This window comes from Neptunicella sp. (genome assembly GCF_048268085.1).
Classification (GTDB): Bacteria; Pseudomonadota; Gammaproteobacteria; order Enterobacterales; family Alteromonadaceae; genus Neptunicella.
The window spans coordinates 93327-108473 of sequence record NZ_JBLWWF010000015.1 but is presented as its reverse complement, the minus strand read 5'-3'; the positions used below and the strand labels follow the sequence as shown (position 1 = coordinate 108473).

The window sequence follows — 15147 nt, the reverse complement described above, 5'->3', positions numbered from 1 at the left end:
ACTAATCGTTAGTTTTTACGCAACATCCTGCGACGCTCGGACTCACGAATTTTATCCGTATATTGTTGCAGGGCTTGCTTGGTTAATGTGGCGCGACGCCCATCCAGAATTTGTGCGCCAAACTCATCGGCAATTTTACGACTGGCATTATGCATCATGTTAAAAACCTGACGAGGATCACCTTCGATCGGCAAAACCATAAATAATGAAATACCACGAGTGGTAAAGTTTTCCATATTATCAATATCAAAGACGCCAGGGCGGAACATATTGGCCAGACTAAATAACACTGGCCCTTTACCATTGGTATTAACGTGGCGATGAAAAATATCCTGATCACCAAACTTTAATCCCAAGGTTAACAGCATCGGTAATAACGCTGAGCCAGGGATAGTTTTGCCATCAGGCATTTTTACGTTGAGCACTAATACTTCTTGCTCTTGTTCGGTATCTGCAGGCTCAGATTGTTGCATTTCTTCAACCGGAGGCTGATCGTCAAAGTCGATACGTAACTGATCTTCAGCAATTCGGGGTTCGGTACGTCGAATCTTTTTCAGTGGTTTTTCACGTTTAACCAATTTTTTAGCCTGTTCTGCCAAGCTAATTTTTTGTTCGGCAAGGGGTTCAGCCTCTGCTGTTTTCTGATCATCCAATTGCGGCTCTTGGCGCTCACCTTCAGCCGGGGTATCTTCCAAAAATTCACTTTGGCGAATACTGGGTTCTACTTTATTTTGTTGAGACTGAGTTTGCTCACCTGATAATAACAAAGAGCTGGGTGGATCCGGATATTGATGTTGAGCAGAGACTGCCTTGGTCTCAGTACGTGGTGTCTCGGTTACCGGGCTTATGCTATCCGATAGTTCGTCATCAAGCGCACTAAACGCGGGAACGGTTTCAGATACGGGTGTTGATACCGAAGACACGGGGGATTCCACCGAAGATGGATGCGCGTCATGCTTATCCTCAACGTTATCCGGGCGTTGTTCAGGTGTTTTTTCTTCACGAGGAAGCACTCTAACCTGGCCTATCCCGTCATGATCAAAGCCACCAACAGGTTTGACCGGTTCAGGAAGTGAATCCTCCTCATCCTCATCAATATCCGGCTGCACAGGATCCCAATCGGCCCGTTTTTGAGAATTGTTACGAATGGTCCATAAGCCATGTACCAATATTCCGGTAATGGCAAATCCCCCTAAAATAATTAACGCCAGCTGCAAATCCATTAATATATCTTTTTATGCTTCAGCAAGAGCGACCGCCTCTTCAACATCAACAGCAACCATGCGTGATACGCCTGGTTCTGCCATGGTGACACCCGTAAGGTGTGAAGCCATCTCCATCGCTATTTTGTTATGAGTAATATAAATAAACTGTACGCTTTTTGACATTTCCGACACCAGCTTACAAAAGCGTAACACATTGGCATCATCCAATGGGGCATCCACTTCATCCAATAAACAGAAGGGTGCAGGGTTGAGTCGGAAAATAGCGAACACCAATGATAAAGCGGTCAGCGCTTTTTCTCCACCAGAAAGAAGGTGAATCGTACTATTTTTCTTACCCGGTGGTTGCGCCATTATGGTTACCCCGGTTTCTAACAGATCATCATCGGTCAATTCTAAACTGGCCGCGCCCCCGCCAAACACCTTGGGAAACAGTATTTGTAAATCACTATTAACCTGAGTAAAAGTTTGCTTAAACCGGCTACGCGTTTCTTTGTCAATTTTACGAATTGCCCCTTCCAGAGTCTCCATTGCACTGGTCAAATCTTCGTGCTGTTCATCTAAATGGGCTTTACGTTCGGATTGTATTTCATATTCTTCCACCGCAGCTAAATTTACCGCGCCTAAACGCACCACCGACTGCACCACTTTTTCCAGTCGCTCTTGCCATTGTTTTTCTTCTGCTTCCGGTGGCATATTTTCCAGCAGTTCTTTCAGTCCCATCTCAATTTCCGGTAACTGTTCAACGACGGCATTTGCTCTTACTCGATGTCCTTCACATTCCACTCGCAGACTTTCTTGCTGACCGCGCAACTGGTTAATTTTATCCACTACCGCTTGTTGGCCTTTTTGGTTATCCGCTAAAAAGCTCTCTACCTCAGCTAATTCATCACTTAATAAGCTGCGGGTAGTTTCCAGTTCACTGCGCTGCATAAGCCATTCCTGCAGCTGGATTTCCTGATCTTCCTGAGGTGCACTCATGTCATCCAGTTCAGACTGCAAACTATGTTGACGCTCACGCATTTGACTGACTAATTTCTGCGCGCGATCCACTCCTTCACTACGACTTTGTAACTGACTTTTGGCCGCTTGCAGTTGCAATGCTTGCTGATGCTGCTGCTGTTTAATGTGTTCCACTTGTTGACGAGACTGTTGAACTTGCAGCTGACCACGTTCTCGCTCAGTGTCACTGTCCGGCTGTTGTTGTTGCAACTCGTCTAGCAACATCAACAACTCTTCCTGTTGCATGGCTATTTCTTCTTGCTGCAACTGTTCCTGTTCTAATTGCTGCTCAGCATGTCGTTTCTCAGCCTGTAATTTATCCAGCCGTTGTTGCTTGTTCGTGTTTTGCTGTTCGGCAATCACTTTCTGACTGCGCAACGAAGTTAAAGATTCATACTGTTGCTGCATCTGTGTTTGCATCTGCTGAATCTGCTCCAACAGAAGTTCTAATTGAGATTGATGTTGCGCTATTTGCTGTTCAAGCTGTTGTCGTTTGGTTGATAAATCATCCCGTTGTTGCTGGTTTAACTCGATGCGTTTAGCGCGATCCAACATGCCATCTTGCTCGCTCTTGTCACCCATAATGACCCAATCGGCACCACGCCAGTATCCTTCACGGGTGATGACCGATTGACCAGGTTGCAAACTGATCTGATTAGCCTGTTCAACATTGTCGGCAATCAATATCTGGCTTAACAACTCGGGAACAAGTTTATTATCCAGTTTGGCAGCTAATGTATTAGCAGGTTTGTGGGGACTCAATCTGTCAGCAAACATTAATTGGCTGCCAGCAATATCCGGTAATGACTGGTGTTGCTCTAACAGGCTGATTTTCAGCCAATGCTGCAATGCAGTTTCAACAGCCACTTGCCAGTTATTTTGTACTTGTAAATATTGCCATAAAGGTTGATGGGCAATCTGTTGTTCGGCTAACCAGTGTTGTAATTGTTGTCCAGACTGCTCGTTAGCTTGCAGTACCTGTAATGAGGTATTTTCCGCCTCTAACTGCTGCTGTTGGCCGGTCAAATGAACTAACTCACTCTCAAGTGCTTTTAATTCAGACTGTTGCTGTTCACGTTGCTGCTGTTCGGCTGCAAGTTGTTGCTTAGTCTGTTGATACTCTCGTTCTGCCACTTCAACTTGCTGAGTTACCTCACCAAGCTGCTGTGTATCGTCCATATCCTGTAAGCTATTAAGTTCATCATCGAGTTCCGTCAACCGTTGCAGTGAACGAGCCTGCATGGCTTGTAACGACTGGTGTTTACTTTCCAATAACTGCTGTTGTTGCTGGTGTTGTTGTAAACGTTGTTCCTGTTGACGCCAGTTACGCTGTTGCTGTTCAAAAAGCTGCTCCTGCTCTTCCAGTTGCAATGCGGCTTGTTCTAGCTGCTGTTCAACTAATTCGGCATCCGGTTCAAGTGCATGCAGTTGCAGTTGTAATGTTTCGACTAACTCAGCTTCTTGCTGATAATGCTGTTGATGCTCTTGTATATCGTCATTGAGTTTTTGCAATTCCTGATGAATTTGCTGACTACGCATTTTGTGATGGATCTGACTTTGTTCCAGGCGAGTTATGTCATTGCCCAATTTAAACATCTGCTGTTGTAAGTCATCGAGCTTTTGTTTTAACTCTTGCTGCTTGTCCTGATAACTTAACATCCCTTTTTCGCTACCGCGTTGTTCAGCGATAAACGCTTGCAACTGGTTCTCAACCTGTTCAATTTGCGTTTCCAGGGTTTCAATAAGTTCACTGTATTTTATCCAGCGCAGAGCTGCTAACTGTCCTTTGAGTTCCCGTTCTTGTGCCTTAAGATCTTTATAGCGTCTGGCCGCTGCTGCCTGACGTTGCAGCTTATCTAACTGTTGGCCTAACTCGCCGCGCACGTCGGCCAGACGATCCAGATTATCTTTGGTGTGGCGGATGCGGTTTTCGGTCTCGCGACGCCGCTCTTTATATTTTGAAATACCCGCCGCTTCTTCAATAAAAATCCGTAATTCCTGAGGCTTGGATTCGATCAGGCGGGAAATCATGCCTTGCTCGATGATCGCGTAGCTGCGCGGACCCAGACCGGTCCCCAAAAATAAATCCGTCACATCGCGACGGCGACACTTGGAACCGTTCAAAAAATAAGTGGAAACGGCTTCACGGGTCACCACTCGTTTAATCGATAACTCGTTATATTTGGCGTATTCGCCTTGTAAACGATCACTGGCATTTTCAAACACCAATTCAACACTGGATTGAGAAACCGGCTTTCGTGCCGTAGAACCATTGAAAATCACGTCAGTCATGGCGTCACCACGCAGATTCTTGGCTGAACTTTCACCCAACACCCAGCGCACCGCATCGATAACATTAGACTTACCGCAGCCGTTCGGGCCAACGATAGCGGTCATATCGTCCGGAAAAGGAATGTTGGTTGGATCAACAAAGGACTTAAAGCCTGCCAATCTGATTTTCTTAAGGCGCATCTATTATTATTTTTTATGGTTAGCAGCAATTCATATTATTCACTATTAAGGTGACAATATTAATCAAGTTGCAACGAATGTATCAGAAGTCGTTATTTGTAACAATTAGGGTTTTGTCGGCTTTATCCAGATCGGTATACTCCATTTCAATTTAAGTGCTTGGACAGGTATTAAGTGGATGGAGAATAAAATCAATAGCGGTGGTATCAGCTACTTTATGCGTGGGTTTGATTTGATCCAAATCAAAGGAATAAGACGTTTCGTGTTTATACCTTTGCTGGTCAACCTTATTTTATTTTCTGGCGCCTTCTATTATTTATTTCAACAATTGGACTTGATGTTTGCTTGGCTTGATCAATTTATGCCAAGTTGGCTGGACTGGCTCGATTACCTATTATGGCCTTTATCCATACTGGCCATTCTGGTGATATTTTCATTTATTTTCAGCTCCATCGCCAATTGGTTGGCGGCTCCCTTCAATGGATTATTAGCCGAAAAAGTCGAATTACATCTAACCGGACAACCTATGGGCAGTGACGGTTTCGCTGCTGTAATTAAGGATATTCCCCGTACTTTAGGCAGGGAATGGACCAAGTTAGTCTATTACATTCCCCGGGCAATTGGCTTTCTACTGATATTTTTTCTATTGCCGGTATTCGGCCAGATTATCTGGTTTCTGTTTACTGCCTGGATGATGGCCGTGCAATACTGCGATTATCCCTTCGATAATCACAAGATCCCCTTTACGACTATGCGACAGGTTTTAGTCGCAGACAGAAGCCGGGCCTTTGGCTTTGGTATCGTAACAACCTTATTTGCCATGATACCCATTATCAATTTTCTGGTAATGCCAGTGGCAATATGCGGTGCAACAGCGATGTGGGTAGAGCAATACAGAAAATCACTATAAAGTATGCTTCCTGATCAGTTATCAATAATAAAAATAAGCAGATACTCTATGTTCAAGCAGCTAAAAATCATTCTCCCACTGTTAGTCGTTATGATCATCGGCGGACTGTATATCAGTGCTGACAATGCCCCTTCCAGCCCACTATTTAAAAAACATCCGGGGTTTTTAACGATTGGTCACCAAGGCGGCTATTTACTCTGGCCAAGCAATACGTTGTACGCTTTTCAACAGGCGAGTGACTTGGGGGTTAATATGCTGGAAATGGATGTACATTTATCTAAAGATAACCATCTTATCGTCATGCACGATGAAACGGTGGATCGCACCACCAATGGTAGCGGCTTTATTAAACAAATGAATCTTGCCCAAATTAAAGCCTTAGATGCCGGTTATAATTGGCTGGAAGATGCCCCGGGAGGCGAGCTGGAATTTCGAGGTAAAGGCATTCAGGTGCCAACCTTAGCCGAAGTGTTCCAACAGTTCCCAGCAAAATTGATGACGATTGAAATCAAACAAACCCATCCATCCATCGTACAACCGCTGTGCCAATTAATTCATCAATTTAGCATGCAAGACAAGGTTATCATCGGCTCTTTTCACCAATCAGCGCTAGATGAATTTCGTGATCAATGTCCCGATGTGGCCACCTCCATGGCATCGGATGAAACGACCCTGTTTGTAATATTAAGTAAATTGGGATTAAGCGGATTTTACTCCCCTAAAGGTAATGCCTTGCAGGTGCCCTTATACGGTGGTGGGTTAGAAGTACTAACTCAAGGTGTCATTGATGATGCCCATGCCAAAGGCTTAAAGGTGCAGGCATGGACCATTAACGATCCTTCCATTATGAGCAAACTGATGGATAAGGGGATTGACGGTATTATCTCCGATCGTCCCGACTATCTGATGCGGGTACAACAGGGCAGATAATCACGTACGGTTATTTTTTAATAAATAACACAAAGGGCAATGCCAATGGCCCCATCAAACCGCCCATGATGGCCCAATATCCAGCGTTAATACCGCGTAAGCGCGCAATGACGTAACATATGACAGCGCAAAGTAACGAAATTACCAATATGATCATTGACCTGCTCGAAGATTCGGATAAGGTTTACTTCTAGCATAATGGATTGCGTCAATTAACTGTTTGATCATTTTTATATGTAATATAGTGTGTATAAAGCCGCTGTATTATTGACTAACAAGGAGAGAGGTCACCAATGAATTCACATCGAACGTTAGACTTTCAGCGCCGTGAATATACCAGACGTCGTTTTTTCTCTTTGCCGTTAGCTAGCGCCATTGTCTGGTTTTTTATTGGTTTATTGAGCGCTGTCGCGTCGAATGAAGTGGCGTCGGTTATTTTAGTCATTGGTATCGCTTGCATCCCCTTGCTGAATAAAATGGTTACGTCACTAACGGGCGAAAACCTGATCAGAGACTCCAGACCGACAAATTGTTTTGATCAATTATATCTATGTTCTTTTGCTATGAGCTTGGTGGGCCTGTGTATTTCGCTGCCTTTTTTTCTAATCGATAAAACTTCTTTGCCGCTTACCGTGGGTATTTTAACTGGATTACCCTGGTTAACGCATGCCTGGATTACGCGCTTTTGGATCGGAATATTTCATACCTTGACTCGTTCTATTTTAGTCCTGGTGGGTTGGTATATATTCCCTGACTATCGTTTTACGCTGGTACCAATGATTATTGTGTCTGTCTACGTAGCCACCATTTATGTGCTCGAGCTACGCTGGCGAGATATCAGTTTTTCCATCTAAGTTATTATCCTCAATGTTATATTGCATTATTTAAAACCCAACGCCAAAAATACAATAAAACCTTTAAATACAACCAGTTAAATACAATATAATTTTTATTCAATTATCTTCTAAACAATTGACGCCGATTTTATTATAAATGTTGCAAAACAATTTATAACCGTTCCTATCACACTCGCGTAACCTAGTTAACAATTATGTTACATATAAGGCACGGATAACTTGCCCTGTGCCAGAATAAACGGAGTGATCATGTCAAAAGTTCGTATGGGAATGGTCGGCGGTGGCCCGGAGGCATTCATAGGTCAAATTCATCGGATGGCGGCCGGATTAGATGGAGAGATAGAACTTGTCTGTGGCGTATTCAGCCGTGATCAACAAAAAAATCAACAAGCCGGGCAAAGTTTGCTCAGTAATCCCGATCGCGCTTATGCCGATATCGCGACGCTATTCCGTGAAGAGCAAAAATTGCCTGCCGATCAACGGATGGAATTTGTCGCCATTGTCACGCCAAATGATTCCCATTTTGATATTGCCCAACAGGCCATCATGGCTGGGTTTCATGTATTTTGTGAAAAACCTGCCACCTTTAATCTGGCTGAATCTGAACAGTTACATCAACAATTATTGGATAAGCCACAATTATTCGGTTTAGCCCATACTTACACCGGTTACCCTATGGTCAAAGAAGCGCGCCACCGGGTGGTAAAGGGTGAATTAGGCGAGATTAAAAAGATCGTAGTGGAATATTCCCAAGGCTGGCTGGCGAAAAAATTTAATAATCAATTATCAAAACAAGGCAGTTGGCGACTCGATCCCAAACGCGCCGGTGTTAGTTGTTGCGTTGGTGATATTGGTGTGCACGCAGCCAATTTGGCCGAATTTATTGGTGACAGTCCAATTAGCTCTATCTTGGCCGATTTGGACAGCATCGAGCCCCAGCGCAGTTTAGATGATGACGCCACGGTATTGCTGCGTTTTGCTAATCAGGCACGTGGCGTTTTACTCGCCAGCCAAATCAGTGTCGGTCAGGAAAATAATCTTCGCATTCAAGTTTATGGTAGCCAAGGCAGTTTAAGTTGGTCACAACAAGAGCCCAATTCACTATGGCTAATGTGGGGCGACAAACCAACCGAATTACTCAGAGCCGGTAGTGATTATTTATGTGACGAGGCCAAAGTTAACACCCGCACACCGGCTGGCCATCCTGAAGGCTATATTGAAGCCTTTGCCAATTTATATAAAGCCTTTGCCACCGCTGTAAAACAACAGCGCGGCAGTGAGCCAGAAACCAGTCAGGCAAATGGTGTTCCGGGAATTCAGGAAGCTATTTCCGGCATGCAATTTATCGAAGGTACCGTGCAAAGTAGTCACGCGGGTCAACAATGGTTGGCATTAAACCATACACATATTCAGGAGCAATAATAATGAAAGGACCAGCGATTTTTCTGGCACAATTTTTAGGCGACAAAGCCCCTTTTAATACCCTAGATGGAATTCTAGAATGGGCCGCATCCCTGGGTTATAAAGGCGTACAAGTGCCAACGTGGGATAGCCGTGTAATCGATCTTAAACTGGCCGCTCAAAGTCAGTCATACTGCGATGAATATCTGGCTAAGTTTGCCCAATATGGATTACAGATAACGGAACTATCCACCCATTTACAAGGGCAACTCGTGGCCGTTCACCCAGCCTATGACCTGATGTTCGATGGTTTTGCACCAGAAGCTCAACGGGGCAATCCAGCTGCTCGCACACAGTGGGCTGTTGAACAAGTAAAACTTGCAGCCCAAGCCAGCCGGAATCTCGGACTAACCACTCATGCGACATTCTCCGGTGCGTTGTTATGGCATACCTTTTATCCTTGGCCACAACGACCTGCCGGGCTGGTCGAGGCCGGATTTAACGAGCTAGCCAAGCGCTGGAAACCTATTCTGGATGTGTTTGACGAATGTGGTGTTGATGCCTGCTTTGAACTGCATCCCGGTGAAGATTTACATGATGGTGTCACTTTCGAACGCTTCTTAGCGGCAGTAGATAATCACCCTCGCGCCAATATTCTATATGATCCAAGTCATCTGGTATTACAACAGATGGACTATCTGGGTTTTATCGATATTTACCATGAGCGTATCAAAGCCTTCCATGTCAAGGACGCCGAATATAAACAAGATCCCCGTTCCGGTGTGTACGGTGGTTACCAAAGCTGGGTAGACAGACCGGGACGTTTCCGTTCACTAGGTGATGGCCAGATTGATTTTGGCGGCATTTTTAGCCGACTAGCCAAATATGACTATCAAGGATGGGCGGTACTGGAATGGGAATGCTGCCTCAAACACCCTGAAGATGGGGCACGCGAGGGCGCACCTTTTATTCAACAACATATGATCCGCAAACCGGAGCGCGCTTTTGATGATTTCGCCGCCGTCGCTGCCGATGAAAACCTTAACAACAAAATATTGGGGCTATAAAAACCCTCTGACAATAACAATAAATGGATAAGTCAATGAGTACTAACAGCAAATTATTTAATACTAGTTGTATCGCATTAATCGTTACCGCAATGACATTTGCGATCCGCGCCGGTATTTTGGGTGAGTTAGGCAGTATTTTTAACCTGAATGATACCGAGTTAGGCTGGATTAACAGCATGGCTTTTTTAGGCTTTCCTGTTGCCATGATGGTACTGGGGTTGCTTTACAATATATTAGGCGCAAAGAAAATCCTGATACTGGCATTTATCGGTCATTTACTGGGACTGGTATTAACTATTTACGCTAGCGGGTTTTGGACCTTGCTGATTTCGACTTTTCTAATTGGTTTTGCCAATGGGGCAGTTGAAGCGGCTTGTAACCCGCTAATTGCCGATACTTATCCGGATAAAAAAACCACCATGCTCAATCGTTTCCATGTGTGGTTCCCGGGCGGCATTGTGATTGGCGCACTGGTGTCTAATTTTATGACTTCAGCAGGACTTGGCTGGCAATTACAAATTGCGGTGATGATTGTACCTACATTGATTTACGGTTATCTGGTGTTTAGCTCCACTTTCCCGGCTTCAGAAAATATTGAAACCTCTACATCTACCAATCTTGCCGCACTATTGTCACCGTTATATTTATTTATGATTGTGTGTATGACCTTAACCGCTATCTCTGAATTTGGCCCTCAGCAATGGGTTGGGCGAATTCTGGGCGAAAGCGGTGCTTCACCGATGATTATTTTAGCCTTAGGCACCGGTTTAATGGCGGTAGGCCGTTTCTTCGCCGGCCCGGTGATACATGCCCTTAATCCTGTTGGTGTCTTATTGTGCTCTTCCATTACGGCAGCCATTGGCATTTACCTGCTTAGTATTGCAACCGGCGGAATGGTCTATCTGGCCACTATCGTATTCGCCTGTGGCGTAATGTATTTTTGGCCAACAATGGTCGGCTTTATCGGTGAATATCAACCTAAAACCGGCGCATTAGGGATGTCGTTAATTGGAGGGGCCGGAATGTTTTCAGTCAGTATCTGGAACCCGGTAATTGGCGGTTGGATCGATAGTAATCGACAAGCAGCTATTGCTATGGGGCAAATGGGTGACGTTGCTGAGTTAACCACCGGACAAGCCACACTGCAAAGTATGACGTTGTTTCCGTTAACGTTGGTGGTGTTGTTTGCCGGTTTGTATGTGCTACGCAAACGTTTTGTGCACAACCACAATTAGCCTAATTTCCTTTTCAATTAACCGGAGTAAATGATGGATATGTTAAACAAAGTGTTTGATTTTTATCAGCAACACGAGCTTAACAAACCCAGTCCGTTATTCGACTTGCTTAATGATGCATTTTATTTCGCCAAAGATCGTGATGGACATTTTGTTTACGCCAACCGGTTGTTATTTGAACATTTTAATTTAGATGATCCTTCTGATGTTATCGGCAAAACCGATTATGATTTTTTTCGCTTCGATATTGCCGATCAAATGCATCAAGATGATTTAAAAGTCATGAGTGATGGACTAACCATCAGCAATAAGCTGGAACTCGTGCAAGATGGCCAAGGTGACGTACATTGGTTTATTACCAGTAAACTGGCATTAAGAAATAATCACGGAGACATTATTGGGGTGGAAGGTTTTACCCGTGATGCTCATCGCTCACAATCGAGCTTTGAACCCTATAATGTCTTTCGTCACTGCATCAGCTATTTACAGCAAAACTATATGAACAGCATCAGTATTGAGGAATTAGCTAAGCTGTCGTGTATGTCGTTAAGTACCTTCGAACGACGTTTTAAACGGCAGTTTGCCATTACTCCCAACCAGTATGTGAAGCGCTTGCGTATTCAGAAAGCCTGTGAATTACTGGCCGCAGGCTATAGTATCCAGCATGTCACGATGGCCTGTGGCTTTTGTGATCAAAGTTATTTTACCCGCGAATTCAGGGTATCCATGGGTATGACTCCCAGAAAATATCAGTTAAAAAGTCGTTCCGAACTATAAACTACTCTTAGGGCAATAATAATGAAACATTCAACACTCGCTCGTCGTCAGTTTCTTAAAATGACATTGGCCGCCTCCGCGACCCTTTCTTCCGGTTTGTTATCTTCTAATCTATTTGCCGCGCAACAGCGTCTATTTAAACTCTCTTTAGCCCAGTGGTCATTGCATAAAGCCTTTCGCAGTGGCGAGATGGATGCGCGCAATTTTGCCTCGATCACCCGTAAACTGTTCAACCTTGATGCGATTGAATATGTTAACCAGTTTTACTTCGATACCCTGTCTGACAAGCTAGTGATAGATCTGAAAAATCAGGCTAAAAATGAAGGTATCGAGAGCCGCTTGATTATGTGTGATCGTGAAGGTGCGTTAGGCGATCAGGATCCTAAAGCACGTAAAAAAGCAGTACAAAACCATTATCGCTGGGCCGATGCTGCACACGAACTGGGTTGTCATTCGATCCGCGTCAATGCACAAAGCAGCGGCAGTTGGGATGAACAAATGAAAGCCGCCGCGGATGGTCTCAATCAGCTAGCCGAATATTGTACCCCGTTGAATTTGAATGTCATTGTCGAAAACCACGGTGGCATTTCCTCCAATGGTAAATGGCTCAGCGGCGTGATGAAACTGGCGGATAATCCCCGCGTAGGCACCCTTCCCGATTTTGGTAACTTTATTATTAACCGTGAAACCGGTGAGCAATACGATAAATATCAAGGCGTTACCGAATTAATGCCTTATGCCAAAGCCGTCAGCGCCAAAACCTATCACATTGATAAACAAGGCAACGAACCGGACATTGATTATTTTAGAATGATGAAAATCGTCATCGATGCCGGTTATCACGATTATGTAGGAATCGAATACGAAGGGGATGATTGGTCGGAAGTAGAAGGCATCCATCAAACTATCGCCTTAATGGAAAGAGTTCATAGACAATTGCTACTCGAAGCTAATAAGGCTGGATAGCGGCGATGAATATAAACACAAAAGCCCAGGCCGCAATGCAATATGATGCAATCGTGGTCGGTACCGGTATTAGTGGCGGCTGGGCAGCTAAAGAGCTGTGTGAACGTGGCCTAAAAACTCTGGTATTGGAAAAAGGTCGTGACGTTAAACATGTTGTCGATTATCCCACGGCCCTTAAAGCGCCCTGGGAATTGCCCCACGCTAATCGCCTGACGGTTGAACAGCACAAGGAATTTCCGGTGCAGGGTCAAAGCGGTTTGCTCAAGCAAGATAATCTGCACTGGTTCGCCAGTGATGTGGACAATCCCTATACCCAAATCAAGCCTTTTTCCTGGTTTCGTGGCCAGCATGTGGGCGGCCGCTCACTGATGTGGGGACGAGTCAGCTTACGCTGGAGCGATCTGGATTTCGAGGCCAATAGCAAAGATGGTCACGGAGTGGATTGGCCGATTCGATATGCGGAGATCGCGCCCTGGTATAGCCATGTAGAAAAATTCATCGGCGTCAGTGGCGAAAAGGCCGGATTGGCGCAATTACCGGACGGAGAATTTCTACCGCCGTTTGAACTCAATGCATTGGAAAAAGAAGTGCAAACTCGCCTGACCAAGGCATATTCGGATCGTCATCTAATGCCTACCCGCACCGCTAACCTGAGCGTGCCACATAACGGCCGGGGAAGCTGTCAGGCGCGCAATAAATGTATTCGCGGGTGCCCTTTTGGCGGTTATTTCAGTAGTAATGCCTCGACGCTGCCAGCCGCAGCCCTCACCGGTAATATGACCTTGCGCCCCGATTCGGTAGTGGCCGAAATAATTTATGATGACAAGGCAGACAAAGCCATAGGCGTGCGAGTTATTGATAGCCATAGTAACGAAGTGATCGACTACTATGCCAAAATCATCTTCTTGAACGCATCGACGTTAGCAACCACCAGCATAATGCTTAATTCGGTTTCTGAGCGTTTTCCCAACGGGTTTGGTAATGATAGCGATCAGTTGGGTCGAAATTTGATGGATCACCACCATATGGCCGGTGCATCGGGCAGTTTTGACGGACTGGAGGATATGTATTATTCCGGTCGCAAGCCAGCTGGGTTCTATATTCCGCGCTTCCGTAATATTAGCAAGCAGGACAGCGGTTATCTGCGTGGCTTTGGTTATCAAGGCGGAGCGAGTCGCGCCAACTGGCAGCGTGGCGTCGCCGAATTAAGTATTGGCAAGCAACTCAAAGCGACCTTAATGGAACCGGGTAAATGGGGACTGGGCATGACAGGTTTTGGCGAGTTTTTACCCTACGAAGATAATCGCGTCACCTTGAATCATGAACTGAAAGATAAATGGGGGCTGCCCACCCTGAACATTGATTGCGAATGGAAAGAAAACGAACTGGAGATGCGCAAGGATATGGCTGCCTCCGCTGCCGAAATGCTGGAAAAATGCGGCCTGAAAAATGTCAAAGCCAACAATGAAACCATTGCTCCGGGCTATGGTATTCATGAAATGGGTACGGCCAGAATGGGCAGAGATCCGAAAACATCGGTACTTAACGGTTTTAATCAGGTACATGCTGCTAAAAACGTATTTGTCACTGACGGAGCTTGTATGACCTCGTCGGCCTGCCAGAACCCTTCTCTGACCTATATGGCGTTGACCGCGCGGGCAGCAAACTATGCGGTGGAAGAACTGAAGCGGAGAAATCTATAATGCTAAATCGGCGCGTTTTTCTTAAACAATTAACCATAATGTTGGGTGGAGCCCTAAGTGCCCCGGCACTGATGGCGCTGGAAAATAGCAATCCATTGCGTCAGGGAGTTGTTAATGACACGACCCTGTTTAATCAGGATATTCCGTTATTTACCCGGATGGCTGATCTTATTTTACCCGCCACCGATACCCCGGGAGCGGCAGACGCAAGGGTGGGCTATTTTATTCACGATATAGCCAATCAGGTCTTTACTGGTGCTCAGCAACAGAGTTTCGCTGAGCAGATGCAACTGTTTCAGCAGCGAGCTGCCAGTAAATGGGGACAAGTATTTATGACATTGGATAAAGATCAGCAGCAACAATGGTTAACCGAGCTCAATCAGGATATGGTGCATCGACGTTGGGGACAAACCATTGAACAGGACAATGGTATGGATTTTTTCCAGACCATTAAGGAGTTGACGGTGATCGGCTTTTTCACTTCGGAAGTCGGCGCGACCCAAGTGTTAAAATATGATCCTATTCCGGGTGCCTATCATGGCTCTGTTCCCTATAAAGACATTGGCCGCGCCTGGGCCGAGTGACAAATAACAAGTCATGA

Annotated in this window: 12 protein-coding genes; 10 read left to right on the top strand and 2 right to left on the bottom strand. The window is 45.2% G+C overall.

The features are described from left to right. Nucleotides 1–8: 8 nt before the first annotated feature. Both zipA and smc read right to left on the bottom strand, forming a co-directional pair. Nucleotides 9–1223: a cell division protein ZipA gene (gene zipA, locus ACTD55_RS13075; protein WP_438864781.1), complete on the bottom strand. Its 1215-nt coding sequence runs from the start codon at nt 1221–1223 to the stop codon at nt 9–11. Between the two features lie 12 nt (nt 1224–1235). Continuing rightward, complete coding sequence (gene smc, locus ACTD55_RS13070; protein WP_438864780.1) at nt 1236–4697, bottom strand: chromosome segregation protein SMC; 3462 nt, start codon at nt 4695–4697, stop codon at nt 1236–1238. 178 nt (nt 4698–4875) lie between these two features. Here smc and cysZ point away from each other — a divergent pair, with 178 nt between their 5' ends. The 10 genes from cysZ (at nt 4876) to ACTD55_RS13020 (ending at nt 15130) form a co-directional block, all read left to right on the top strand. After that, nucleotides 4876–5607, top strand: coding sequence for a sulfate transporter CysZ (gene cysZ / locus ACTD55_RS13065; RefSeq protein WP_438864779.1), 732 nt, complete (start codon nt 4876–4878; stop codon nt 5605–5607). Nucleotides 5608–5655: 48 nt separating this feature from the next. Further along, nucleotides 5656–6537 carry a glycerophosphodiester phosphodiesterase gene (locus ACTD55_RS13060; RefSeq protein WP_438864778.1) on the top strand — a complete coding sequence of 294 codons (882 nt, stop codon included), beginning with the start codon at nt 5656–5658 and terminating at the stop codon, nt 6535–6537. Between the two features lie 293 nt (nt 6538–6830). Next, nucleotides 6831–7391 (top strand): DUF7010 family protein, encoded by a 561-nt coding sequence (locus tag ACTD55_RS13055; RefSeq protein ID WP_438864777.1) that lies wholly within the window; start codon nt 6831–6833, stop codon nt 7389–7391. Between the two features lie 252 nt (nt 7392–7643). Continuing rightward, nucleotides 7644–8816 carry a Gfo/Idh/MocA family protein gene (locus ACTD55_RS13050; RefSeq protein WP_438864776.1) on the top strand — a complete coding sequence of 391 codons (1173 nt, stop codon included), beginning with the start codon at nt 7644–7646 and terminating at the stop codon, nt 8814–8816. Between the two features lie 2 nt (nt 8817–8818). Continuing rightward, nucleotides 8819–9862: a sugar phosphate isomerase/epimerase family protein gene (locus ACTD55_RS13045; protein ID WP_438864775.1), complete on the top strand. Its 1044-nt coding sequence runs from the start codon at nt 8819–8821 to the stop codon at nt 9860–9862. A 35-nt stretch (nt 9863–9897) separates the two neighbouring features. Then, the gene (locus ACTD55_RS13040) at nt 9898–11100 is read left to right on the top strand and encodes an MFS transporter (RefSeq protein WP_438864774.1); all 1203 of its coding nucleotides are present in this window, start codon (nt 9898–9900) and stop codon (nt 11098–11100) included. 30 nt (nt 11101–11130) lie between these two features. Beyond that, on the top strand, nt 11131–11877 hold the full coding sequence (locus ACTD55_RS13035) for a helix-turn-helix domain-containing protein (RefSeq protein ID WP_438864773.1): 747 nt from the start codon (nt 11131–11133) through the stop codon (nt 11875–11877). Nucleotides 11878–11898: 21 nt separating this feature from the next. Continuing rightward, a complete protein-coding gene (locus ACTD55_RS13030) occupies nt 11899–12843 on the top strand; it encodes a sugar phosphate isomerase/epimerase family protein (protein WP_438864772.1) in 945 nt (314 codons plus the stop codon). Between the two features lie 5 nt (nt 12844–12848). Next, nucleotides 12849–14546: a GMC oxidoreductase gene (locus ACTD55_RS13025; protein WP_438864771.1), complete on the top strand. Its 1698-nt coding sequence runs from the start codon at nt 12849–12851 to the stop codon at nt 14544–14546. Then, on the top strand, nt 14546–15130 hold the full coding sequence (locus ACTD55_RS13020) for a gluconate 2-dehydrogenase subunit 3 family protein (RefSeq protein WP_438864770.1): 585 nt from the start codon (nt 14546–14548) through the stop codon (nt 15128–15130). The genes ACTD55_RS13025 and ACTD55_RS13020 overlap by 1 nt, the downstream gene beginning before the upstream one ends. Nucleotides 15131–15147 lie beyond the last annotated feature (17 nt).

Bases quoted from the DNA above. Each gene is read 5' to 3' on its own strand.
- ACTD55_RS13035 (WP_438864773.1), top strand. From the start codon at position 11,131: ATGATGGATATGTTAAACAAAGTGTTTGATTTTTATCAGCAACACGAG.
- ACTD55_RS13025 (WP_438864771.1), top strand. From the start codon at position 12,849: ATGAATATAAACACAAAAGCCCAGGCCGCAATGCAATATGATGCAATC.
- ACTD55_RS13040 (WP_438864774.1), top strand. From the start codon at position 9,898: ATGAGTACTAACAGCAAATTATTTAATACTAGTTGTATCGCATTAATC.
- ACTD55_RS13030 (WP_438864772.1), top strand. From the start codon at position 11,899: ATGAAACATTCAACACTCGCTCGTCGTCAGTTTCTTAAAATGACATTG.
- ACTD55_RS13055 (WP_438864777.1), top strand. From the start codon at position 6,831: ATGAATTCACATCGAACGTTAGACTTTCAGCGCCGTGAATATACCAGA.
- ACTD55_RS13050 (WP_438864776.1), top strand. From the start codon at position 7,644: ATGTCAAAAGTTCGTATGGGAATGGTCGGCGGTGGCCCGGAGGCATTC.
- ACTD55_RS13020 (WP_438864770.1), top strand. From the start codon at position 14,546: ATGCTAAATCGGCGCGTTTTTCTTAAACAATTAACCATAATGTTGGGT.
- zipA (WP_438864781.1), bottom strand. From the start codon at position 1,223: ATGGATTTGCAGCTGGCGTTAATTATTTTAGGGGGATTTGCCATTACC.
- cysZ (WP_438864779.1), top strand. From the start codon at position 4,876: ATGGAGAATAAAATCAATAGCGGTGGTATCAGCTACTTTATGCGTGGG.
- smc (WP_438864780.1), bottom strand. From the start codon at position 4,697: ATGCGCCTTAAGAAAATCAGATTGGCAGGCTTTAAGTCCTTTGTTGAT.
- ACTD55_RS13060 (WP_438864778.1), top strand. From the start codon at position 5,656: ATGTTCAAGCAGCTAAAAATCATTCTCCCACTGTTAGTCGTTATGATC.
- ACTD55_RS13045 (WP_438864775.1), top strand. From the start codon at position 8,819: ATGAAAGGACCAGCGATTTTTCTGGCACAATTTTTAGGCGACAAAGCC.